This is a genomic window from Catenuloplanes nepalensis (assembly GCF_030811575.1).
Lineage (GTDB): Bacteria > Actinomycetota > Actinomycetes > Mycobacteriales > Micromonosporaceae > Catenuloplanes > Catenuloplanes nepalensis.
This window is the reverse complement of record NZ_JAUSRA010000001.1, coordinates 8719314-8741511: the sequence shown is the minus strand read 5'-3', so window position 1 is coordinate 8741511 and position 22198 is coordinate 8719314. Positions and strand designations below refer to the sequence as shown.

The following is a 22198-nucleotide window of genomic DNA, read 5'->3' as shown; positions in this document are numbered from 1 at the left end:
CCGGCGTGCTCACGCCGCACCGCCCAGGATCGCGGCCGCGACGCCGATCAGCAGCACGCCGGCGAGCAGCGCGGTGGCGGCCCGGGGCAGCGGGGCCCGGTGCGCGCGGGCGAGCCACCCGCCGAGGCCGGCCGTGCCGCGCCCGGTGCCCTCGACGGCGCCGTCCACCACCGACTCGTCGACGCGTAGCAGCGCGGCGGCGAGGGCACGCGCCGGCCGTACCATGGAGAGATCCTGAATTTGATCTAGATAGAACGCGTTCGCGAGAACCGGCCGGAGGCGGCCGAGCACGGTCGCCGGGTCCGCGTCCGGGCGGCGTCGCCACAGCCACCACGCGGTCACCGCACCGGCGGCCAGCAGCGCGAGCGCCGAGATCAGCGACGGCGAGACGTGCGGCGCGGCGAGCCCGAGGTCCGCACGCGCGTCCGGCAGCAACACGACCAGACCGAGCAGCGCGCTCGGCACCGCCAGCGCCATCACCGGCCAGTGCAGCAGGGCCGGCGGATCCAGCGGGCGCGGCGCCGGTGGCAGCGGTGGCTCGGCCGCCTCCACCGCCTCCTGGACCTCCTTGCGGGCCAGCGCCTGCGCCTTCCGCGCGGCCTCCAGCTCCACGTAGGTGGGCTTGCCGACGAACGCGGGAGCGACCGACGGCTCCGGCGTGGACCCCCGCTCCCGCTCCTCCGCACGGGCCGCCGGAACCGGGCCGAAGAACACGCGCAGCAGCAGGCGCGTCGAGTACCACGCGGTGAGCGCCACGCCGAGCAGCGACGCGACCCAGACGACCAGCGCGATCCAGGCCGGGACCTGCCCGTGCCCGTCACTCGCCTCGGCCGCCGCGCCGATCACGCTCTCCTTGCTCCAGAACCCGGCCAGCGGCGGCAGCCCGGCCAGCGCGCCCAGGCCGATCACGGTGCACCAGAAGACGTCGGGCATGTTCCGCCGCAGGCCGCCCATCCGGGACATCAGGTTGCTGCCGACCGCGTGGATCACGCAGCCGGCGGCCAGGAACAGCAGCGCCTTGAACGCGGCGTGGGTGAGCAGGTGGAAGATCGCGGCGCCGGGTGCGCCGACCGCGAGCGCGGCCGTCATGTAGCCGATCTGCGACACGGTCGACCAGGCCAGCACGCGCTTGATGTCCTCCTGCACGGTCGCGGCGAGCGCGCCGAGCAGCAGCGTCACGGCCGCGACCAGGCCCAGCACGCTCATCGCGAGCGGCGTCTGGGTGAAGACCGGGTAGAGGCGGGCGACCAGGTAGACGCCGGACGCCACCATGGTCGCGGCGTGGATCAGCGCGGACACCGGCGTCGGGCCGGCCATCGCGTCCGGCAGCCAGGTGTGCAGCGGGAACTGTGCGCTCTTGCCGGCCACGCCGGCGAGCAGGAGCAGAGCGATCCAGCCGGGGTACGTACCCGCGAGGATCTCCGGGATGTGAAAGGTTCCCGCGTGCGTGGCCAGGAACGCGATGCCGAGCAGGAAACCGACGTCGCCGACCCGGGTGACCAGGAACGCCTTCACGGCCGCGGCCGGCGCCTCCGGCAGCGAGCGGTCGTGGCCGATCAGCAGGTAGGAGCAGGCACCCATCACCTCCCAGCCGATCAGCAGCAGGATCAGGTCGTCCGCGGTCACCACCAGCAGCATCGCGGCCGTGAACAGGCTGACCTGGGCGGCGTACGGCGCGTACCGCTCGTCGCGGTGCAGGTAGCCGAGCGAGTAGACCTGCACGGCCAGCGCCACCGCGGTCACCGCCACGGACACCTGGATCGCGGTCAGGTCCGCGCGCAGGCCGAGGGTGACGGTGAGGTCGCCGATCCGGACCCACTCCACCGCTCCGGTGATCGGCTCGCCCGCCGTGGCCAGCAGCGTGAGCGCGGTCGCCAGCGAGAGCGCGGCCGCGGTGATGCCGAACGCGGCGGCCGGGAAGCGGCCCCGCCTCGTCGACGGCAGCAGCAGGCAGCCCAGGCCGACCAGCAGCGGGGCGGCGATCATGAAGGTGACCAGCGCCATCAGTGCTTCTCCGCCAGGTCGATCTCGTCCACGGCCACGGTGGTCCGCAACCGGTAGAGCGTGAGGATCAGCGCCAGGCCCACACCGACCTCGGCCGCGGCCAGCACGATCACGAAGAGCGCGAAGACCTGGCCCAGCGTCTCGTCGTGCGTGGCCCCCGCGGTGATCAGGACGAGATTGACCGCGTTCAGCATCAGCTCGACGGCCATCAGCAGCAGGATCGCGTTCCGCCGCCGGAGCACGCCGAACACGCCGAGGCCGAAGAGCAGCGCGGCGATCACGTACGGAATCGTGGGATGCATCAGCGCCGGCTCACCACGATCGCGCCGACCAGCGCGGAGAGCAGCAGGATCGACAGCACCTCGAACGGCAGCACCCAGGTCTGGAAGATCGCCTCACCGAGCCGCTCGGCGGTGCCCGGCGTGGGTTGTGGTGTTTCGACCCAGCGATACGCGTCCGCCAGCAGCGCCGCCAGCCCCAGCCCGGCGCCGCCGCCGATCACGGCCGCGGGCCAGGCCGGCCGGTTGAGGTCCGCTGAGCGGCCGATCGGTGCGCGGGTCAGCATCACCGCGAAGAGCAGCAGCACCACGACCGCGCCCACGTAGATCAGCACCTGCACCCAGGCGACCAGCTCGGCCGCGAGCACCAGGTAGAGCCCGGCCACCGCGCCGAGACAGACGACCAGGTAGAGGCCGGCCCGGACCAGGTGATCGGTCAGCACCACCAGCGCGCCCGAGCCCACCGCCACCGCGCCCAGCGCGAGCAGCAGCAGGTCCGCGCCGGTCACGCGCCCGCCGCCAACCGCTCCTCCTTGGACGGCTCACCGTTCGGATCGTGCGCGGGCGGCGGCGGCACCGTCGCCATCCACTCGCCGAGCCGCGTCTTGTCGTGCAGCAGGTCCTTCAGGTCATGCTCGGCGTACTCGAACTCGGGCGTCCAGTACAGCGCGTCGAACGGGCACGCCTCGATGCAGATCCCGCAGTACATGCAGAGCGAGAAGTCGATGTCGAACCGGTCCAGCACGTTCCGCTGCCGCGCCCGCGCCGCCCCCGGCACCACGACCTCCTCCTTGTGCGAGTCGATGTAGATGCACCAGTCCGGGCACTCCCGGGCACACAGCATGCAGACGGTGCAGTTCTCCTCCAGGAGCGCGATCACCCCACGCGACCGCGGCGGCAGCTCCGGCTGCACATCCGGGTACTGCTGGGTGGTCGCGCGGCGGGTCATCGTCTTGAGGGTGACGGCAAGCCCTTTCGCCAACCCTTCGCCAGGCACAGCCATGCGCCTCATCCTGCCCCTTCGACCGTCCTCATGCGAGCACACTCGCAATAGATCTTCCGGTACCGTGAGGATCGAACTCGCGGAACGGAGGAGCCATGACCGCCGCGCTCAATGACGATTTCTCAGCTCAAGGATTGGGGCTGACCGTCGATGATCTCGAACGCTTTCCCGAAGACGGGGTCCGCCGGGAACTGATTGATGGGTTGCTTCTCGTGTGTCCTGCGCCCAGCCGCGCACATCAGAAGATCGCAAGCTATCTGGAAAGAACATTGGAGGAGACCTGCCCCGAACATCTGGAGGTCGTCCAGGGCGTAGAGATCCGCCTGGGGCCTCGCCGCACGTTCATCCCAGATGTTCTGGTCATTACGGCCGACGCGGCTCAGCACCGCTCTCGGATGTATGAGCCGCACGAGATCGCACTGGCCGTGGAGATCGTTTCGCCGACCTCCATGGCGATAGATCGCGTGCTCAAGCCGAACCTCTATGCCGAGGCTGGCATTCCGCATTACTGGCGCATAGAGATCGAAGACGGAAAAATCCTCATATTAACTCACGCTTTGGACCTCGTCGGCTCTTACCGGGAGACCGGACGGCACGCGGATCAACTCAAGATCGACGAGCCGTGGAGCATCGATATTCCGGTTTCCCGGCTGATGCCGCGCTTTTTCTAGATCGCCAGCCGGACCGCGGCCGTCAGGACGAGCTGGGCCAGGGCCACGGGGACGAGGATGAGCCAGCAGAGGCGTTGGAGTTGGTCCTCGCGGAGGCGGGGGTAGGAGACGCGGAGCCAGATGATGAGGAAGGCGACCGCGAAGATCTTGATGAGGGTCCAGAGCCAGCCGAGGGTGTCGTCGGCGAAGGGGCCGCGCCAGCCGCCGAGGAAGAGGACGGTGGTGAGGGCGGAGATGACGACGATGCCGACGTATTCGGCGAGGAGGAAGAAGGCGAAGCGGAGGCCGGTGTACTCGGTCATGTAGCCGAAGACCAGCTCGGAGTCGGCGATCGGCATGTCGAAGGGCGGGCGGCGGATCTCGGCGAGCGCGGCGATGAAGAAGACCGCGAGCGCGGGGGCCTGCCAGATCAGCCACCACGGCTGCCAGGCCTCGACGATGCCGGGCAGGGACAGCGTGCCGGCGGCCATCGCGACGCTGGCGGCGGCGAGGACGAGCGGGAGTTCGTAGCCGAGGAGTTGTGCGGCGCCGCGGAGGCCGCCGAGCAGCGAGTACTTGTTGGCGGAGGCCCAGGCGGACATCAGGACCGCGACCACGCCGACGCCGACGACGGCGAGGACGAAGAAGAGCCCGATGTCGAGTGGCTGGGCGACCAGGTCGCCGGGGCCGAGCGGGATGACCAGCAGGACCAGCAGGTACGGGACGAGCGCGACCAGCGGGGCGAGCTTGAAGACGGGCGCGTCGGCGGCGCGCGGGGTGACGTCCTCCTTCTGCACGAACTTGACGCCGTCCGCGACGAGCTGGGCCCAGCCGTGGAACGCGCCGGCGTACATCGGGCCGAGCCGGCCCTGCATGTGCGCCATGACCTTGTGCTCGACCTGGCCGACGATGAGCGGCAGGGTGAGGAACGCGACCACCACGCCGGCGATCCGGATCAGCAGTTCCACCCAGAGCGGCATGTCAGGCACCGGTCCCGTCGGTCTCCGGTTCCGCGATCGGCGGCGGCTCCGGCACCGGCATGGTCCCGGGCACGGCCGGCCGCGCCGAGCCGGCACCGCGGGCAGGCCTGGCGGGGCGGTCGGGGCGGGCCGGGCGTTCGGGGCGTTCCGGGAGCCGGCCGGCCTGTGGTCCCCACTCGTTCGGGTCGGGCACGCCCGGCGGCCGCATCGGCGCGCGTTTTCCGCCGCCGGCCGCGGCCTCGCCGGGCTCCTTCGCGCCCGGCCACGGCTTCGCCACCCGGGAGGCCAGCACGAAGTCCTTGCGTAGCGGGTGGCCCTCGAACTCCGGCGGCAGCAGCAGCGGTTTCAGGTCGTCGTGCCCGGTGAACCCGATCCCGAACATCTCGAACGTCTCCCGCTCGTGCCACGCCGCGCCGGGATAGAGCCCGACGATCGACTCCAGTTCCGGCGTGTCCCGCGGCACCCGGGTGCGGATCAGCACGCCGTCGCGGCGGCGGGTCGACCACAGGTGCGCCACCACCGCGAATCCGCCGTCGAGTTCGTCCACCGCGGAGAGCCAGTCGAAGAAGTCGCAGGCCAGTCCGGCCGGGGAGGCGGCCGCCTGACACGCGGCCCACCAGCGCCCGGGCGGCACGTCCACGGTGGCCCGCGCGAACGCGTCGCCGGCCGAGACCGACGCCTCGGCGTCGCCGAGCTGGCTGATCAGGCGGGTGCCGACCTCTTCGGGCGTCATAGGACAGATCCTAGGGACATCGACGGTACGTGTCAGAGCATCGACGACCAGGTTTCTTTCACGAGGTCGTGCCCGTGCGCCCGGACCGGCACCGCATCGTCCAACGCGAATCCCGCTCGGGTGTAGATCCGGCGCGCCGCGGCCATCGCGCTGTACGTGCCGAGCACCATCCGGGTGTATCCGGCCGCCCGCGCGAACCGGACGCACTCGCCGACCAGCCGCCCGCCGATGCCGAGCCCGCGCGCGGACGCCTCGACCAGCAGTACGCGCAGCTTGGCGGTGGTGTCATCGTCCCGAACGCACATGATCGACCCGACCGGCTGGCCGTCCATGTCCGCGATCCAGACCGCCTCCCGGGCGGGGTCGTGCGCGGTGGCGAAGTCGGCGACGATCCGCGCCACCCACGCCTCGAACGTCACGTCGAAGCCGTGCTCGGCCGTGTAGACCGCGCCGTGCCGCTGCACGATCCAGCCGAGCTCGCCGGGCCGCGGCGGGCGGAGCGAGACGACGCGGCCGGTGGCGGCCGGCGCGAGCAGCCGGGTGATCGTGCCCATCGCACCGGTCAGCCGGGCGCGGTCGGCGTCGGTGAGCTTGTCCAGCAGCGTGCCGATCGACTCGGTGGCCAGCGCGTCGAGCGTGGCGGCGGCGGCCCGGCCGGCGTCGGTGAGCGTGACCGTGCGGCGGCGGCCGTCGGCCTCGGAGCGGGCCTGGACCACCAGGCCGTCGCCGGTGAACCGGGTCATGATCCGGGTCAGGTAGCCGGGGTCGAGGTCGAGCGTGCGGCGCAGGTCGAGCAGGTCGCGCCCGGGGCCGGCGGCGAGTTCGTAGAGCACCCGGGCCTCGGTCAGCGTGTACGGCGTGTGCAGGTGCTCGTCCTGCAGCGCGCCGACCAGGTTCGTGTAGAAGCGGTTGAACGCGCGCACGGTGGCGATGTCGTCCATGGCGACCCTCCCGGCCGATTCTTTGCCTGGGTCAAAGAATATATCGCCCCGATCCGGGGAACACCGGTGGACATGCGGGGACTGACCATCACGCCGGGTACGGCCGGATCGCTGCGGCTCGCCGAAGACCTGCCCGAGCCGCCGGAGGACGAGGGCCAGGTGCTGGTCGAGGCGATCGCGGTCGGCGTCTGCGGCACCGACCGGGAGATCATCGACGGCGACTACGGCGAGGCGCCCGGCGACGGTGACCTGGTCATCGGGCACGAGTCGCTGGGGCGAGTGCTGGAGGACGCGAGCGGCACGTTCGAGGCCGGTGACCTGGTGGCCGGCATCGTCCGGCACCCCGACCCGGTCCCGTGCCCGAACTGCGCGGCCGGCGAGTGGGACATGTGCCGCAACGGGCGGTACACCGAGCACGGCATCAAGGGCCGGCACGGCTTCGCGCGCGAGCGGTACCGGCTGGAGCCGGACTTCGCGGTCCGGCTGGACCCCGGGCTCGGGCAGGCGGGCGTGCTGCTGGAGCCGGCCAGCGTGCTGGCGAAGGCGTGGGAGCACATCGCGCGGATCGGCGCGCGCTCGGTCTGGCGGCCGGAGACCGTGCTGGTCACCGGTGCCGGGCCGATCGGGCTGCTGGCCGCGCTGCTCGGCACGCAGCGCGGGCTGGACGTGCACGTGCTCGACCACAACACCGAGGGGCACAAGCCGGAGCTGGCCCGGGCGCTCGGCGTGACGTACCACCCGGTGCCGGTCAGCGAGATCGACTTCGAGCCGGACGTGATCATCGAGTGCACCGCGGTGCCGTCGATCGTGCTGGACGTGATGGCGAAGGTCGGGCCGAACGGCATGGCCTGCCTGACCGGCGTCTCGAATCCGGGCCGGCGCAACCAGGTGGACGCCGGCGCGCTCAACCGCGAGCTGGTGCTGGAGAACAACGTGGTGTTCGGCACGGTCAACGCGAACCGGCGGCACTGGGAGGCCGCGGCGGACGCGCTGGCCCGCGCGGACCGTGACTGGCTGACCGGGCTGATCACGAAGCGGGTGCCGCTGGACGCGTTCGAGGACGCCTACACCGGCGAGAGCAAGGGCGAGGTGAAGATCTCGGTGGAGTTCTAGGCGTAGTCGGTGGATCTCGTCGAGCCGCGCAGGCCGGCGACGATCCGCCGACCACGTCCTAGAGGCCGGGCAGCTTGCCGTTGCGGAAGAGGTCGACGAACTCCTTGTGGTCCTCGCGCGCCCGGTCGCCGTAGACGTGCGCGAACTCGACCAGGTGCCGGACGAACCCGGGCTCGTCCCGGTCGACCTCGGCCACGATCGCCTCCTCGGTGGAGAAGTCGACGAGGTCGTGGGCGGACTCGTCGTCCGCGACCGAGTGCATGCGGGCCACCGCGCGTCCGAGGTCCGCGACCACGCCGGTCAGCTCCTCGCGCTCGTTGACGTCGGACCAGTCCAGGTCGGCCGCGTACGGCGAGACCTCGGCGACCAGCTGCCCGACGCCGTCGATCTCGGTGTAGCCGAGCCACGGGTCCGCGTGCGCCTGCAGGGCCCGCTGCGACTCGGACGTACGGTGGCCCTGGTGCTTGAAGTAGCCGTGCACGGCCTGGTCGCCGATGTGCCGCGCGACCGCCGGAACCTGCGCCTGCTTCATGTAGATCACCACGTCGTTCTCCAGCGCCTGGGTGTGGCCCTCCAGCAGGATGTTGTACGACGGCAGCCCGGCCGACCCGATGCCCACACCCTTGCGCAGCACGATGTCCTTGATGTGCGCCTCCACCGGGCGCCGGCTCGGCAACGTGCCCAGGTAGCGCTGGAACGCCGCGGTCACGGTCTCCCGCGCCGCGTCGTCGATCTCGTAGACGCCGTCCGCGAGCGTGAACCGCCGCTCGTAGTTGTCGATCGTCGTCTGCGCGGCCAGCAGGTCCACCCGCGTGTTGAGCCGGGCCTGCTGCAGCACCTTGAGCAGTACGCCGGCCGCGTTCGCCAGCGTGATCGAGCCGATCGCGTCGTCGCCGCCGTGCGCGATCGCGCGCAGCTCCGTCAGGTAGGCCCGGGCGAACGCGGTGACCAACTCGCCGATCACGTCGTCGGAGAGCGCCTTGGCGTACCCGATCAGTGCCACGCTGGCCGCGAAGCGCTTGAGGTCCCAGGTGAACGGCCCCACGTACGCCTCGTCGAAGTCGTTGACGTTGAAGACCAGCTCGCCGGAGCCGTTCATGTACGTCCCGAAGTTCTCCGCGTGCAGGTCACCGTGGATCCACACCCGGCTGGTCCGCGCGTTCAGGTATCGCTCGTCCGCGAAGTCGCCGGTCATGTCCGCGTAGAACAGGGCCGCGCTGCCCCGGTAGAACGCGAACGGCGACGCCGCCATCTTCCGGAACTTCCGGCGGAACGCGGCCGGGTCCACCGCGATCAGGTCCCCGAACTCCCGCATGAGTACGTCGACGATGTGCCCGGCACGCTGATCACTTCCCATGGTCGCGAGGCTAGCCCCGCTGCGCCAACTACAAGCTGTAATGCCCGTTTATCAGGCGGGCGGTGGCACGATCGGGGCGGTGAGGGCGCGAGGGTCGGGGCGGGAGACGCCGCCGATGCCGGAGTCCTCGGCGGCGATCTTCTCCTGGAGGCGGAGGATGCCGTGCAGGAGCGCCTCGGGGCGTGGTGGGCAGCCCGGGACGTAGACGTCGACCGGGATCAGCTGGTCGACGCCCTTGGTGACCGAATACGAGTCCCAGTACGGGCCGCCGCAGTTGGCGCAGGAGCCGAACGAGATGACGTACTTCGGCTCGGGCATCTGGTCGTAGAGGCGCTTGATGGCCGGCGCCATCTTGTCCGTCACGGTGCCGGAGACGACCATCAGGTCGGCCTGCCGGGGGCTGTGCGCGAACGGGATGACGCCGAGCCGCATGAAGTCGTGCCGGCCCATGCTGGCCGCGATGAACTCGATCGCGCAGCAGGCCAGGCCAAAGTTGAACACCCAGAGTGAGTAGCGCCGCCCCCAGTTCAGCACGAACTTGATGGGCTCGCCGAGGACCTGCGGGAAACCGGTCACACAGGCACTGTAACTCCGTTATCGGGCGACGAGCGCGGCTTCCTCCTCCTCGACCCGCCGGTTCCACTCCGCCTTGGACGACTGCCAGCCGTCCTCGTCGGCGCCGCGGCGCCAGTAACCCGAGATGGAGAGCCTGCTCATGGGTACGCCCAGCTCAAGCTTGAGAAGCCGGCGGAACTCCTTCACGAAGTTCGCCTCGCCGTGCACGAACGCCTGCAGCTCGCCGGCCGGGAACGCCGGAACGGCCGCGCGCACGGTCCCGATCAGCCTCCCGCCGACCGGGGCGTCGCCGCGGTGGATCCAGACGATCTCGGCGAGCCCGTCGGTGGCCAGCTTCTGCTCCTCTTCGGGACCACTGACCTCGATGAACACGCGGGCCTGGGCTCCGAGCGGGAGCCGCTCCAGCGACGCGCCGATGGCCGGCAGCGCGCTCTCGTCGCCGATCATCAGATGCCAGCCGGCGGCCGGATCGGGCAGGTAGCCACCGCCGGGGCCCTGCATGGTCAGCGTGTCGCCGGGCTTGGCGCGGTCGGCCCACGGTCCGGCGATGCCCTCGTCGCCGTGGTGCACGAAGTCGATCGCCAGCTCCAGCGTGGCCGGGTTCCAGGAGCGCACCGTGTAGGTCCGCACCCGGGGCCAGAGCGCGCGGGGCATGTCGCGGCGGATCGCGGCCATGTCGAGCGGGTCCGGGTAGTCGACGCCGTCCTGCGGGAAGCACAGCTTCACGTAGTGGTCGGAGAACTCACCGGCACCGAATCCGGTCAGCTCGTCGCCGGTGAGCCAGACGCGGATCATGTGCGGCGTGATCCGCTCGGTGCGGGTCACGATCGCGGTCCGCGCCTGCGGCGTGCGCCGGGGCTCAGGCATGCCAGGCCTCCCGAATCTGAGAATGGAGCTAAGGCTAGCCTAACCACAAACCGCCCTTGGTGCGCCAGCCCTCATCGCCGCAATTTTCTGTGATGCGCATTCCCGTCCGAGCGACTCCGAAAGCCGCAGCCCAGAGGCGGGGTTCCCGGGCGAGGACGCAATACACCTCACAAATACAAGATCAATTCCCTGAGGGTACGGCGGGGCGCTGCAGCAGACTCAGGAATTCGATCAGAAACTGTTCCCGGAGTCGCGGTGGCGCCGCGTTCAGCAGAGCGTTCACGGTGGCGCCGGGCGCTCCCCCGCCGGTCACGCCGAGCGACTCGGCCAGGCCCGCGACCAGCTCCGGCGTGAGCGTCTCCGGCGTCAGCGCGCCGGCCAGCGCGGCCAGCTCGTCCGGCAGCACCACCGGGCCGTGCGCGCGGGCCGCCGCGGCCGCCTCGGCCAGCGCGGACGCGAACTCACCGGCGGCCGGTGCCACGGCCGCGGTGACGGTGAGGTGCAGCGTCGGCGGGACGTCGCCGTACGCCATCTGCGGCTGGGTGTGCCAGCCACCCGCGGTCAGCTCGTCCGCCAGCACGAACACGTCCAGGCCGGGATCGTCCGAGGTCAGGCAGACCACGGTGGTCTCCGGTTCGGCCAGCAGCCGCAGGCCCTCGGTCGCCCGGACCGCGTCGGCCAGCGTGCGGACCGCGCCCAGCGTGCGCGCGGCCAGCCGGCGGTAACCGGACTCGCCGAGGTGCCGCACCGTGGCGTAGGCGGCCGCGATCGGGCCGCCGGACCTGGTGGAGGCCAGGCCGGCGTTCAGCATCGTGTAGCCGGGCCAGTCCGCGGACGCGAAGTACTGCGGGCGGCGCAGGGCAGCGTTCGCGTGCAGCAGTACGGAGACGCCCTTCGGCGCGTACGCGTACTTGTGCAGGTCCACCGAGATCGACGTGACGCCGTCGACGGAGAGGTCGAACGGCGGGACGGGCAGGCCGAGCCGGCGCAGGTAGGGCAGGATCCAGCCGCCGAAGCACGCGTCCACGTGGCACCGGACGCCGGCCGCCTCGGCGAGCGCCGCCACCTGCGCGACCGGGTCGATCACCCCGTGCGCGTAGGACGGGGCCGAGCACGCCACCAGCACCGTGTCCGGATTGATCGCCTCTTCCATGGCGATCGGGTCGGCGCGCAGCGTGACCGGGTCGACCGGCACCCGGTCCACCGTCACCCGCAGCAGGTGCGCGGCCTTCAGGAACGCGGCGTGCGCGGTCTCCGGGACCACCAGCCGCGGGTGCGCGATCTCCGGTCGGGCGTCCCGTGCCGCCTGCACGGCCAGGATCAGCGACTCGGTGCCGCCGCCGGTGACCGTGCCGGCCGTGGCCGGGCCACCGCCGAGCAGCCGCGCGGCCGCGCCGACCAGCGCGTTCTCCGCGGCCAGCAGCGACGGGAACGCGGTCGGGTCGAGCCCGTTGACGTGTGCCGCGAGCGCGTGCGCACTCGCGGTCAGCTCGTCCAGGCCCTCGACCGCGGGGTCGTAGACGTACGCGAACAGCCGGCCGCCGTGGGTGGGCAGGTCACGCGCGCGCAACGCACCCAGCTCGGCCAGGATCGTCTCGGCCGGGACCCCGTCCTCCGGCAACGCATCAAGCGACACGAGATCAGCCTCGCAGGTGTGCGTCTCCGGTCACCACATACTTCGTGGACGTCAGCTCCGGCAGGCCCATCGGACCGCGCGCGTGCAGCTTCTGGGTGGAGATGCCGATCTCCGCGCCGAAGCCGAACTCGCCGCCGTCGGTGAACCGGGTCGACGCGTTGACCATGATCGCGGCCGCGTCGACCCGCGCCACGAACTCGCGCGACGCCACCACCGAGTCGGTCACGATCGCCTCGGTGTGCCCGGTGGAGTAGCGCCCGATGTGCGCGATCGCCGCGTCCAGCGACTCCACCACGGCCACCGCGATGTCCGCGGACAGGTACTCCGTGGCGTAGTCCTGCTCGGTCGCGGGCACGACGCGCTCGTCGTAGGTCTGCACCCGGGGGTCGCCGTGCACGGTCACGCCGGCCTCCGCGAACGCGGCCAGCGCGGACGGCAGGAACGTGTCGGCCACCGCCGCGTGCACGAGCAGCGACTCGGCCGTGTTGCAGGTGGAGAGCCGCTGCGTCTTCGAGTTGAGCGTGATCGCGAGCGCCTTGGCCAGGTCGGCGTGCGCGTCCACGTACACGTGGCAGTTGCCGACGCCGGTCTCGATCACCGGGACGGTCGACTCCTCCACCACCGTTCTGATCAGCGAGGCGCCGCCGCGCGGGATCAGCACGTCGACCAGGCCGCGCGCCCGCATCAGCTCCTTGACCGAGTCGCGGGTGCTGGAGTCGAGCGACTGCACCGCGTCGGCCGGCAGCCCCTGCGCCTCGACCGCGTCGCGCAGCACGGCCACGATCGCGGCGTTCGAGTGCGCGGCCGAGCCGGAGCCGCGCAGCAGCGCCGCGTTGCCGGACTTCAGGCAGATGCCGGCCGCGTCCGCGGTCACGTTCGGCCGGCCCTCGTAGATGATGCCGACCACACCGAACGGCACTCGGATCTGGCGCAGCTCCAGCCCGTTCGGCAGCGTGGAACCGCGGACCACCTCGCCGACCGGGTCGGGCAGGCCGGCCATGTGCCGCAGTCCGTCCGCCATCGCCGCGACCCGCTTCGGGTCCAGCGACAGCCGGTCGATGATCGCGTCGGAGAGGCCGGCCGCGCGGCCCGACTCGACGTCCTTCGCGTTCGCCTCGACGATCTCAGCGGCGCGCGCCACCAGCGCGTCCGCCATCGCGACCAGGGCCGCGTCCTTGACCGTCCGGGACGCGGTGGCCAGCGCGGCGGCGGCGGTGCGCGCCCGGCCGGCCTGCTCGATCACGCTCGACATATCAGCCTCTCTACAGCAGAACCAGGTCGTCGCGGTGGACGACTTCGCGTCGATAATCGGGGTCGAGATCCTTCGTGGACCGGCCGAGCAGCACCGGCAGCTCCACCGCGTCGTAGTTGACCAGGCCGCGGGCCACCGGGACCCCGGAGCCGGCGTCGATCAGGTCGACCGGCTCGCCGGCCGTGAACGAGCCGTCAACGGCCGTGATCCCGGCCGGGAGCAGCGACTTGCGGCGCACCACGATCGCGGCCACCGCGCCCGGGTCCAGGTGCAGCCTGCCGCGCGGCGTGGTCGCATGCGCCAGCCAGAACAGCCGGGCCGCGGGGGGCTTGCGGGGCTCGCGGTGGAAGAACGTGCCGATCGGCTCGCCGGCCAGTGCGGCGCCGGCCAGGGGTGCGGCCGTGAGGACCACCGGGATGCCGGCGCCGGTCGCGATCCGGGCGGCCTCCACCTTGGTGACCATCCCACCCGTACCCACGCCGGCTTTTCCGGTTTTTCCGATCGTGACGCCGGCCAGGTCGTCGTCGCCGCGCACCTCGTCGATCCGGCGCGACTCCGGCTTGGCCGGGTCGCCGGTGTAGAGCGCGTCCACGTCCGACAGCAGCACCAGCAGGTCCGCCTCGACCAGCGCGGCGACCAGCGCGGCCAGCCGGTCGTTGTCGCCGAAGCGGATCTCGTCGGTGGCGACCGTGTCGTTCTCGTTCACGATCGGCACGGCTTTGAGATCCAAAAGCTTCCGGAGCGTGCGGTACGCGTTGCGGTAGTGCGCACGCCGGGTCACGTCGTCCGCGGTCAGCAGCACCTGCCCGACCGTGCGGCCGAACCGGGCGAAGCTCCCCGCGTAGTGCCCGATCAGCAGGCCCTGGCCCACGCTCGCGGCCGCCTGCTGGGTGGCCAGGTCACGCGGCCGGCGGCGCAGGCCGAGCGGGGCGAGCCCGGCCGCGATCGCGCCGGACGAGACGAGCACCACCTCCCGCCCGTCGTCGATCAGCTTCGCCAGCGCGTCGACCAGCGACGACACCCGCTCCCCGTCGATCCCGCCCGCGGCCGTGGTGAGCGAGGACGACCCCACCTTGACCACGATCCGCTTCGCTCCGGTCACCGCTTCGCGCACCCGCCCATTCTGCGCGCCCTCGCCCGCTCCGCCTTTCGCAGATCCCATATCGTGGTGCGACATGACACCGGAGGAGTACGTCGAGGCCGTGCTCACGCTGGTCGAGAGCATTCCGCCGGGCCGGGTCATGTCGTACGGCGCGATCGCGGACGCGCTCTACGACCGGTCCGGCCGCGCCTCCGCCCGGCTGGTCGGCACGATCATGTCGCGGCACGGCGGCGCGGTCCCGTGGTACCGCGTGGTCAACAGCGCCGGCCGCCTCCCACCCGGCCACGAGCAGCGCGCCCGTGCACTGCTGGCGGCCGAAGGGCTGATCTTCACGGGCGAGCGCGTGCCGCTGTCCTTCTATGCGTGGAACCCGCCCGGATGAGCAGCAGCGGCGCGGCCACCAGCAGCGCGGGCAGCACGGTGAAGCCGAGCAGCACGCCCAGCTTCGCGGTGTCGCTCTGCGCCGCGGCCTGCCCGGTGTCCGACGAGACGTAGCCGAACAGCGCCAGGACCAGCGCGAACACGCCCGGGCCGAGCGCCAGGCCGAACGTCTCGCCGGCGGTCCACAGTCCGGTGAACACGCCCGCCTGCCGCTTTCCGGTGTGCGCCTCGGCCTCCGCGATGCGGTCCGGGAGCAGCGCCATCGCGAAGACCTGCTCGCCCGCGTAACCGGCGCCGATCACGGCCACGATCAGGTAGACCGCGACCGGCGGCAGCACCGGCGCCGCGACCAGCGCCAGCGCGCCAGCCGCGAAGAGCAGCGACGCGATCGTGAACGCGCGCGTCTTGCCGGTCCACGCCCCCACCCGCCGCCAGAGCGGCATCACCAGCAGCGCCGGGCCGACGAACGCGGCGAACAGCAGCGTCGGGCCGTCGTCCGGGCGTTCCAGCACCTGCTCCGCGAAGTAGTTCACGCCGGCCAGCACGGTGGCGATGCCCGCGGCCTGCACCACGAAAACGATCAGCAGCGTGCGGAACGGACGGTTCGCGGTGGCGACGCTCAGCTGCGCGCGCAGGCTCGGCTCGCTCTCCTCCACCCGGCCGGTTGGTGCGCCTCTCGTACCGAGGAACGCGCCGACCGCACCGGCCGCGATCAGCGCGCCGACGAAGATGCCCATCCAGCGGTGGCCGGGGATGCCGTCGCCGCCCGCGGTCACCACCAGCGGTGCGAGCGCGCCGGAGATCAGGATGGCCAGCGCCAGCACCGCGACCCGCCAGGTCATCAGCCGGGTCCGTTCGGTGCTGTCCGCGGTCAGTTCGGCAGGCATCGCGACGTAGGGGACCTGGAAGAACGCGTAGGCGGTCGCGGTCGCCAGGAACGCGACGGCCACGTAGGCGCCGTTCCCGATCCCGAACGGCGCCGCGAAGATCGAGGCGAAGAGCAGAGCCACCCCCAAACCCGCCACCAGCAGGTACGGCCGGCGCGCGCCCCACCGCGTCCGCGTCCTGTCGGATATTCGCCCGGCCAGGGGATTTATCAGTACATCCCATGCCTTGGGGAGCAGCACCAGCAGACCGGCCAGCCCGGCGGCCACGCCCAGCGTGTCGGTCAGGTAGGGCAGGAGCAGCAGGCCGGGCACGGTCCCGAACGCGCCGGTGGTCAGCGACCCCAGCGCGTAGCCCACGTGCACCCGACGGGGCAGGAGATCATCCGTTCGCGCGCTCATGCGGTCTCCTCCGGCCCTGAGCCAGCAGGTTCGCTCGCAAGCTCGCTCATTAGGCGCGGATGTTAGCCATCGGCACCCGATCACGCACAGAGCCGTTTACGCTGCCGCCGGTGACGACTACGCAAAGCGCCCGAAAGCCCGTACCGCCCGCCGTCGCCGCCGGCCACCCGGCCACCGCCGAGGCCGGCCTGCGCGCGCTCGCGGCCGGCGGCACCGCGGCCGACGCGGCGGTCGCGGCCGTCCTGGCCAGCGCCGCGACGGAGAGCATCTTCACCGGACTGGGCGGCGGCGGGTTCGCGATCTGGTACGACGCCGCCACCCGCGACGTGACCTGCCTCGACTTCTTCTGCGCCGTGCCCGGCCTGGACGGCGACGTCACGGCCGGCGAGATGATGCCGACCGAGGTCGCGTTCGGCGCGGTCCCGGTCACCTACTCGATCGGCGGCGCCAGCGTCGCCGTCCCCGGCGTCCCGGCCGGCACCGGCGAGGTCCACCGCCGCTGGGGCACGCTCCCCTGGTCCCGCGTGGTCGAACCCGCGACGCTGCTCGCGCGAACCGGCGTGCCGCTGCCGGCCGAGCACGCACACACGCTGATCGGGTGCGGGCCCGCACTGTCCTACGGCGCCGGCGAGGTCGTCTACCGCCCGGAGGGCCGCTACCTGAACGCCGGCGAACGCCTCTTCCACCCCGGCCTGGAGGCGGCGATGACCGAGCTCGCCGACGAGGGCCCGTCCGTCTTCTACACCGGGCGCTTCGCCAAACTGATGGTCGACGCGGTCCGCGCCACCGGCGGCGCGCTCGGCCCGGCCGACCTCGCCGCCTACCGCGTGCGGGAACTGCCGGTGCACCAGGCGCCGCTGGCCGGGCAGCGCGTCCTGGCCCGCCACGACCTGAACCGGCTGGTCGCCACGATCGGCACGCTCCCCGCCGGCCTCGCCACGCTCCCCCGCCCGGACCGCGCCGTGGCCGTCGCCCGCGCGCTCGCCGACCCCGGCCCCCAGCGGCTCGGCGACACCACGAACGTCGCCGCCGTCGACGCGCACGGCAACGCCTGCGTGATCACCACCACGCTCGGCCTCGGCGCCGGCGTCTGGCTCCCCGGGCTCGGCGTGCACCTCAACTCCATGCTCGGCGAGGCCGAACTGGTCACCGCCGGCCTGGCGCCCGGTTCCCGGATGTCCTCGATGATGTGCCCGCTGGTGGTCCTGGACGACGCCGGCGGCCTGGTGCTGGCCGGCGGCTCGGCCGGCGCCTCGCGCATCCGTACCGCGCTGATCCACACGCTGATCGCCACGCTCATCGACGGCCTGGACATGCCCGCCGCGATCGCGCGCCCGCGCTTCCACGTGGTCGGCGACGAGGTACACGCCGAGGCCGGCGTCCCCGAGGACGAGCTGGCCGCGATGGAGGCCGCCGGCCTCCCGGTCAACCGCTGGGACCACCTCAGCCACTACTTCGGCGGCACCTCCGCCATCGGCCGCTCCGGCGCCGCCGCCGACCCCCGCCGCGGCGGCATCGCAGCCCTCCTCTGACCCACCCTTGCTCTGCTTACCCGGCCAAATCGGTTGCCGACCGCCCCTGCCTTGCTCTGCTTACCATGACGAATCGGACATCCACTGTAGCTTTATAGGGATGAATCGGATTCGGGAGCGCTAGCCGGGCTTACCGGGCGGACTCCTGCCACGAGCGCGGCTTTGCTCTGCTTACCGGGATCAATCGGGCACGACCACCGTCGGCGACAGCCGTCCGCAACGACCCGTTTGTCCAGGTAAGCAGAGCAAGACAGCCGGGGACCTCGGGGCCGGCTACGCCGATGCCGGGGCGTTCCGCGGCACGAAGAGATCGGGAGCCGATGGAGACGCCCACCCCGAGCCGTTCCTCACCCAGCGTCACCGCGATGACCGCCGCATAGGGTTACGCGCCACGTCGGCCACCTACGGGCAGCACCGCGCCCGAAAAGGGGCTTTCCTTCACCGACTCACGGCACGAGGTGAGGTCCCGTCCGCATGATCCACTGACGAGTGATACACCAGGCACGTTATGGGTCGCGCATTCCGTGCCTGGTGTATCACTAGTGACCACTACCGTCAGTGACACGGTAGAAATACAGGGAGATATCCGGTATGCGGCGCCCCGCCACGTGCCCGCTTCCGGGGATTCATGCCTGGCCCACGCCGAGATGGCCGCCCGCGCCGGCAGACACGGCGAGTGCCCGATTTGCTCTGGTAAGCAGAGCAAAGGCGGGCGGGATGAGTGCCGTGGCCGGGTGCGGGACAAATGTGATCATGCGGATGCGGGGTTGAGGCCGCGGGCCGCGGACCGGAGGTCGCGCCGTGGGAGGAGCGGTCGTGGTGCTCGCGTGGGTTCGCGGGACCGACGACGTCACCGGCTCCGATGCGGCGTCCGGAGCGGCGGCGGAGGCCGCCGCGAGCGTTTGCCCGCGGGAGCATGCGGGCGGCACCACGCCGGAAGCGGGAAATGTGCCTCTGCGGATTGGCTCTTGTCATGAGCGATATGCGAGAGCGGTCCGTGGCGGCCAGGGCCCGGCCCGGGACAGCGCAGCGCTTGCGGGCCATGCCGGAAAGCGGGACAGGTCCGCTGCGGCCGGAACGCGTGGGGCTCAGCGGGTGGCGCGGATGGCGAGCAGGGTGGTGTGGAGGTCGAAGGCGTCGCCGTCGTCGCTGGGCCAGCCGCCGTCGGTGCGCTGGGTCTCGCCGAGGCGCTGGCGGGCGACCTGCGGCAGGTGGTCGTCGTCGGGGACGCCGGCGCGGCGGAGCGTGGCGGCGAGGTAGGCGGTGTCGCCGGGGCTGAGCTTCGGCAGGCGGTCGGCGAGGATCAGTTGCATGCGGGCGGACTCGTAGAACATGTCCTGGCGGTAGAGGACGGCGGCGCCGAGCGCGCCGGTGATCAGGAAGGACGGCCAGCTGCCGTCGGGGCGCAGCGAGCCGGCGATCGCCTGGGCGGCCGAGCGGGCGACGCCGGCGTAGGAGCCGCCGAGGCGCGGGTCGAAGTGGCCGCTCTCGGCGGAGGCCTGGCCGCCGCCGATGATCAGCCAGTACGCGGCCAGCGCGGTCAGGTGCAGCCGGGCCTCGGGGTCGCCGGGGCGGGCCCACGGCGGGGCGGTGCGCGCGTAGGAGGCGTCCTCCTCCCAGGTGCCGTCCGGGCGCTGGCGACCGGCCAGCCAGTCGAGCGCCTTGCGGCCCGCGGGGCGGCCGAGCGCGCCGAGGTCGTCGAGTTCGGTGAGCCGGAAGCAGGTCGCGTCGATGGACGCGACCTCGCCGCCCCACTGGGCGGGCCAGCCACCGTCCGGGGCCTGGCCCATCTCGGTGCGAGCGATCGCGTCATCGGGTGCGGCTGCACCGTTGCGCAGGTAGGAGAGCCGGGCTCGATCCACCTGATCGCCTCGGGCAACCACGAAGCCTATCGCGGCATCCATGTCGACCACCGAGCCAGGCTACCCCCGGAAACCGGGTTTTACTCTCGGCGAGTCAGCCAAGGTCAACTATCCGTGAGGGGGATCTCGTTCTAAGGCAATGCAAAATGCCCGCCCCCCGTAGGAAGCGGGCATCTCACGTGAAGGCTCAGTATTCCGGCAGTGACGGGTCGATGTTCTTGACCCAGGAGACCACGCCGCCCTGGACGTGGACCGCGTCCTTGAAGCCGGCCGCCTTGAGCGCGGCGAGCGCCTCGGCCGACCGCACGCCGGACTTGCAGTGCAGCACGATCTGCTTGTCCTGCGGCAGTGTGGCCAGTGCCTCGCCGTTCAGGATGTCGCCCTTGGGGATGAGCGTGGAGCCGGGGATGCGGACGATCTCGTACTCCGCGGGCTCGCGCACGTCGACCAGCAGGAAGTCCTTGCCCGCGTCCTGCCACTCCTTCAGCTCGTGCACGGTGATCGTGGAGCCGAGCGTGGCCTCCTGCGCCTCGGTGGAGACCGCGCCGCAGAAGTCGTCGTAGTCGATGAGACCGGTGATCGGCTCCGCGTTCGGGTCCTTGCGGATCTTGATGGTGCGGTACGACATCTCCAGTGCGTCGTAGACCATCAGCCGGCCGAGCAGCGGGTCGCCGATGCCGGTGATCAGCTTGATCGCCTCGGTGACCTGGACCGCGCCGATCGACGCGCAGAGCACGCCGAGCACGCCGCCCTCGGCGCAGGACGGGACCATGCCGGGCGGCGGCGGCTCCGGGTAGAGGTCGCGGTAGTTCGGCCCGTACTGATCCCAGAACACGCTGACCTGGCCGTCGAAGCGGTAGATCGAACCCCAGACATACGGCTTGCCGAGCAGCACGCACGCGTCGTTGACCAGGTAGCGCGTGGCGAAGTTGTCGGTGCCGTCGACGATCAGGTCGTACTGCCCGAAGATCTCGAACACGTTGTCGTTGTCGAGCGACGTGTTGTGGACCTGCACGTTCACGTACGGGTTGATCTCGCGCACGGACGCGGCCGCGGACTCCGCCTTCGGCTTACCGATGTCGGACTGCCCGTGGATGATCTGACGCTGCAGATTGGACTCGTCCACCGTGTCGAAGTCGACGATGCCGAGCGTGCCGACGCCGGCCGCGGCAAGGTACATCAGCGCGGGCGAGCCCAGGCCACCGGCGCCGACACACAGCACCTTGGCGTTCTTGAGCCGTTTCTGCCCCTCGACCCCGACGTCCGGGATGATCAGGTGGCGGGAATAGCGACGGATCTCGTCGACGGTCAGCTCGGCGGCTGGCTCGACGAGCGGGGGTAGGGCCACGATATGACTCCCCGGATCGATTGGGTCTACGGACGCCATTGTCGCTCGGGCGTAACCGACGACGCCATGAGAAGGGACACGCGCCCGCACTGCGGGACAGGGGAATAGTTCAGGTTCAGTTCACGGCCTTGCCCTCGTAGCGGCGGCCGGCCAGGTAGGGCCAGGCGTTGGCGAGGCAACCGCGCAGGCCGTACGTCTGCTGCTGCATCACCGGTGCCGGCGAGCCCGGACCGGGGCAGGCCTCGTGTCCGTGCCCGAACTGGTGGCCCACCTCGTGGTTGATCGCGTACGCCCGATAGTCGGCGAGCGGCGCGCCGTAGTCCGGGATCGCGGTGTGCCAGCGCGCCGCATTGATGATGACCTGGCCGGTCAGCCGGCAGGACACGTATCCGGACGTGGCCAGCCCACCGGCCGCGCACATCTTCTCGCTGGTCTTCGGCGTCGCGAGGTAGATGACGAACTCCGCGTTCTGCCCCTGCGCCACCCGCTGCAGGCGGAACCGCCCGGCCGCGATCCAGCTGCGCTGATCGCCGAGGATCCGGTCCACCTCGGCGGCGTACGCGTCCGCCGTGACGCCGGCGCCGCCCTCGGCCACCACCCGGAAGCGTCGCAGCATCCCTGCCCGGCCGAGCACCGGGCCGGTGCCGGCGGCGTGGGTGAACGCCCCGGTGCCCTGCTGCGCGAACGTGCTGGCCTTCTCCGGCATCACCGTCTCCCCACCGGGCGGCGGCGCAGAGGCGGGTCGCGGCGTCGCCTTCGGGATCACCGGCGTCTTGACGGACGGGGTGGGCGAGGGCGCCGCTGGGGTGCGGCGTGGCCGGTCGGCCCAGCGGGCCGGCGGCTCCTCCGAAGCGACCGGCGTGACCTCGCCGGCGGGCGCGCTGACCGGGCGGTAGTCCGGGCCCCGGACGAGATCAACTCCTACCAGCGCGGCCGCGGCCAGCAACAGCGCGGCCACGCCGGTCCGCCGCCGTCTGCGCCGCATCCGGTGGACCGGCTCGGCCGGCCCACCGGGCATCGGGGCCCGCGACGGTCCGGGGACACGGACCGAGCCGGCGTCCCGGCGCAGCCGCCCCGACCGGCCCTCCGCGCGTGTCACGGCCAGCGACCGGGACATCGGCGCGGAGGGCAGCCCGAAGTTGTCCCGCCGCTGTCGCCGGCGCTCCTCCGGGTCGAGGCGGACACGCCGGATCGCCGCCGCGGCCGCACGTTCCTCGACGGTACGGTTGGCAGCCGATCGATCACCCCGAGTAGTCATGGCTGTTCAAGACTGCCACCAAGAACGGCCGAAAATGGC

At 71.8% G+C, this 22198-nt stretch carries 19 protein-coding genes and 2 pseudogenes; 4 read left to right on the top strand and 17 right to left on the bottom strand.

The window, feature by feature from the left end:
* Positions 1-9: 9 nt before the first annotated feature.
* The 4 genes and pseudogenes from J2S43_RS37950 to J2S43_RS37935 all read right to left on the bottom strand — a co-directional run.
* Complete coding sequence (locus J2S43_RS37950; RefSeq protein WP_306837500.1) at positions 10-2004, bottom strand: NADH-quinone oxidoreductase subunit 5 family protein; 1995 nt, start codon at positions 2002-2004, stop codon at positions 10-12.
* A complete protein-coding gene (gene nuoK, locus J2S43_RS37945; protein ID WP_306837498.1) occupies positions 2004-2306 on the bottom strand; it encodes an NADH-quinone oxidoreductase subunit NuoK in 303 nt (100 codons plus the stop codon). The genes J2S43_RS37950 and nuoK overlap by 1 nt, the downstream gene beginning before the upstream one ends.
* Positions 2307-2311: 5 nt before the next feature.
* Positions 2312-2791: pseudogene (locus tag J2S43_RS37940) on the bottom strand (NADH-quinone oxidoreductase subunit J family protein); the annotation flags it as partial.
* A 5-nt stretch (positions 2792-2796) separates the two neighbouring features.
* A pseudogene (locus J2S43_RS37935) lies at positions 2797-3294 on the bottom strand (NuoI/complex I 23 kDa subunit family protein); the annotation flags it as partial.
* 86 nt (positions 3295-3380) lie between these two features.
* Between J2S43_RS37935 and J2S43_RS37930 the strand changes: the two are divergent.
* Complete coding sequence (locus J2S43_RS37930; protein WP_306837495.1) at positions 3381-3956, top strand: Uma2 family endonuclease; 576 nt, start codon at positions 3381-3383, stop codon at positions 3954-3956.
* Here J2S43_RS37930 and J2S43_RS37925 read toward each other — a convergent pair.
* Genes J2S43_RS37925 through J2S43_RS37915 form a run of 3 tightly spaced genes read right to left on the bottom strand, consistent with a single transcriptional unit; the run spans position 3953 to position 6589 of the window.
* The gene (locus tag J2S43_RS37925) at positions 3953-4915 is read right to left on the bottom strand and encodes a complex I subunit 1/NuoH family protein (RefSeq protein ID WP_306837493.1); all 963 of its coding nucleotides are present in this window, start codon (positions 4913-4915) and stop codon (positions 3953-3955) included. The genes J2S43_RS37930 and J2S43_RS37925 overlap by 4 nt on opposite strands.
* 1 nt (position 4916) lies before the next feature.
* Positions 4917-5648 (bottom strand): NADH-quinone oxidoreductase subunit C, encoded by a 732-nt coding sequence (locus tag J2S43_RS37920; RefSeq protein ID WP_306837491.1) that lies wholly within the window; start codon positions 5646-5648, stop codon positions 4917-4919.
* A gap of 32 nt (positions 5649-5680) precedes the next feature.
* Positions 5681-6589, bottom strand: a complete 909-nt coding sequence (locus tag J2S43_RS37915) for a bifunctional helix-turn-helix transcriptional regulator/GNAT family N-acetyltransferase (RefSeq protein WP_306837489.1) — start codon at positions 6587-6589, stop codon at positions 5681-5683.
* 72 nt (positions 6590-6661) lie between these two features.
* Here J2S43_RS37915 and J2S43_RS37910 point away from each other — a divergent pair, with 72 nt between their 5' ends.
* Entirely contained in the window at positions 6662-7702 is a 1041-nt protein-coding gene (locus J2S43_RS37910; RefSeq protein ID WP_306839729.1) for a glucose 1-dehydrogenase, read from the top strand.
* Positions 7703-7760: 58 nt separating this feature from the next.
* Here the strand turns inward: J2S43_RS37910 and J2S43_RS37905 are convergent, their stop codons facing one another.
* The 6 genes from J2S43_RS37905 to proB form a co-directional block, all read right to left on the bottom strand.
* The gene (locus tag J2S43_RS37905) at positions 7761-9101 is read right to left on the bottom strand and encodes a DUF2252 domain-containing protein (protein ID WP_370881819.1); all 1341 of its coding nucleotides are present in this window, start codon (positions 9099-9101) and stop codon (positions 7761-7763) included.
* A 9-nt stretch (positions 9102-9110) separates the two neighbouring features.
* Positions 9111-9635 carry an NADH-quinone oxidoreductase subunit B gene (locus tag J2S43_RS37900; RefSeq protein ID WP_306837485.1) on the bottom strand — a complete coding sequence of 175 codons (525 nt, stop codon included), beginning with the start codon at positions 9633-9635 and terminating at the stop codon, positions 9111-9113.
* 18 nt (positions 9636-9653) lie between these two features.
* The gene (locus J2S43_RS37895; protein WP_306837482.1) at positions 9654-10502 is read right to left on the bottom strand and encodes a siderophore-interacting protein; all 849 of its coding nucleotides are present in this window, start codon (positions 10500-10502) and stop codon (positions 9654-9656) included.
* A gap of 181 nt (positions 10503-10683) precedes the next feature.
* Positions 10684-12138: a pyridoxal phosphate-dependent decarboxylase family protein gene (locus J2S43_RS37890; protein WP_306837480.1), complete on the bottom strand. Its 1455-nt coding sequence runs from the start codon at positions 12136-12138 to the stop codon at positions 10684-10686.
* 4 nt (positions 12139-12142) lie between these two features.
* Positions 12143-13390, bottom strand: coding sequence for a glutamate-5-semialdehyde dehydrogenase (locus J2S43_RS37885; RefSeq protein WP_306837478.1), 1248 nt, complete (start codon positions 13388-13390; stop codon positions 12143-12145).
* 10 nt (positions 13391-13400) lie between these two features.
* A complete protein-coding gene (gene proB, locus J2S43_RS37880; RefSeq protein ID WP_306837476.1) occupies positions 13401-14504 on the bottom strand; it encodes a glutamate 5-kinase in 1104 nt (367 codons plus the stop codon).
* Positions 14505-14565: 61 nt separating this feature from the next.
* Here proB and J2S43_RS37875 point away from each other — a divergent pair, with 61 nt between their 5' ends.
* Positions 14566-14874, top strand: coding sequence for an MGMT family protein (locus J2S43_RS37875; protein ID WP_306837473.1), 309 nt, complete (start codon positions 14566-14568; stop codon positions 14872-14874).
* On the opposite strand, the gene J2S43_RS37870 is transcribed toward J2S43_RS37875, so the two are convergent.
* A complete protein-coding gene (locus J2S43_RS37870; protein WP_306837472.1) occupies positions 14822-16159 on the bottom strand; it encodes an MFS transporter in 1338 nt (445 codons plus the stop codon). The two genes, J2S43_RS37875 and J2S43_RS37870, sit on opposite strands and share 53 nt — an antisense overlap.
* 110 nt (positions 16160-16269) lie before the next feature.
* Between J2S43_RS37870 and J2S43_RS37865 the strand changes: the two genes are divergently transcribed.
* Positions 16270-17691, top strand: a complete 1422-nt coding sequence (locus tag J2S43_RS37865; protein ID WP_306837470.1) for a gamma-glutamyltransferase — start codon at positions 16270-16272, stop codon at positions 17689-17691.
* A 1088-nt stretch (positions 17692-18779) separates the two neighbouring features.
* On the opposite strand, the gene J2S43_RS37860 is transcribed toward J2S43_RS37865, so the two are convergent.
* From J2S43_RS37860 to J2S43_RS37850, 3 genes are all read right to left on the bottom strand, one after another.
* Entirely contained in the window at positions 18780-19595 is an 816-nt protein-coding gene (locus tag J2S43_RS37860; protein WP_306839727.1) for a prenyltransferase/squalene oxidase repeat-containing protein, read from the bottom strand.
* 145 nt (positions 19596-19740) lie between these two features.
* Complete coding sequence (gene moeZ, locus J2S43_RS37855; RefSeq protein WP_306837468.1) at positions 19741-20940, bottom strand: adenylyltransferase/sulfurtransferase MoeZ; 1200 nt, start codon at positions 20938-20940, stop codon at positions 19741-19743.
* Positions 20941-21016: 76 nt separating this feature from the next.
* Positions 21017-22159, bottom strand: coding sequence for a DUF3152 domain-containing protein (locus J2S43_RS37850; RefSeq protein ID WP_306837467.1), 1143 nt, complete (start codon positions 22157-22159; stop codon positions 21017-21019).
* Between the last annotated feature and the right edge of the window lie 39 nt (positions 22160-22198).

What these genes read in the sequence shown, in the direction of transcription:
- J2S43_RS37950 (WP_306837500.1), bottom strand. Translation starts at nt 2,004, where the DNA reads ATGGCGCTGGTCACCTTCATGATCGCCGCCCCGCTGCTGGTCGGCCTG.
- nuoK (WP_306837498.1), bottom strand. Translation starts at nt 2,306, where the DNA reads ATGCATCCCACGATTCCGTACGTGATCGCCGCGCTGCTCTTCGGCCTC.
- J2S43_RS37930 (WP_306837495.1), top strand. Translation starts at nt 3,381, where the DNA reads ATGACCGCCGCGCTCAATGACGATTTCTCAGCTCAAGGATTGGGGCTG.
- J2S43_RS37925 (WP_306837493.1), bottom strand. Translation starts at nt 4,915, where the DNA reads ATGCCGCTCTGGGTGGAACTGCTGATCCGGATCGCCGGCGTGGTGGTC.
- J2S43_RS37920 (WP_306837491.1), bottom strand. Translation starts at nt 5,648, where the DNA reads ATGACGCCCGAAGAGGTCGGCACCCGCCTGATCAGCCAGCTCGGCGAC.
- J2S43_RS37915 (WP_306837489.1), bottom strand. Translation starts at nt 6,589, where the DNA reads ATGGACGACATCGCCACCGTGCGCGCGTTCAACCGCTTCTACACGAAC.
- J2S43_RS37910 (WP_306839729.1), top strand. Translation starts at nt 6,662, where the DNA reads ATGCGGGGACTGACCATCACGCCGGGTACGGCCGGATCGCTGCGGCTC.
- J2S43_RS37895 (WP_306837482.1), bottom strand. Translation starts at nt 10,502, where the DNA reads ATGCCTGAGCCCCGGCGCACGCCGCAGGCGCGGACCGCGATCGTGACC.
- J2S43_RS37885 (WP_306837478.1), bottom strand. Translation starts at nt 13,390, where the DNA reads ATGTCGAGCGTGATCGAGCAGGCCGGCCGGGCGCGCACCGCCGCCGCC.
- J2S43_RS37875 (WP_306837473.1), top strand. Translation starts at nt 14,566, where the DNA reads ATGACACCGGAGGAGTACGTCGAGGCCGTGCTCACGCTGGTCGAGAGC.
- J2S43_RS37870 (WP_306837472.1), bottom strand. Translation starts at nt 16,159, where the DNA reads ATGAGCGCGCGAACGGATGATCTCCTGCCCCGTCGGGTGCACGTGGGC.
- J2S43_RS37860 (WP_306839727.1), bottom strand. Translation starts at nt 19,595, where the DNA reads ATGGATGCCGCGATAGGCTTCGTGGTTGCCCGAGGCGATCAGGTGGAT.
- moeZ (WP_306837468.1), bottom strand. Translation starts at nt 20,940, where the DNA reads ATGGCGTCCGTAGACCCAATCGATCCGGGGAGTCATATCGTGGCCCTA.
- J2S43_RS37850 (WP_306837467.1), bottom strand. Translation starts at nt 22,159, where the DNA reads ATGACTACTCGGGGTGATCGATCGGCTGCCAACCGTACCGTCGAGGAA.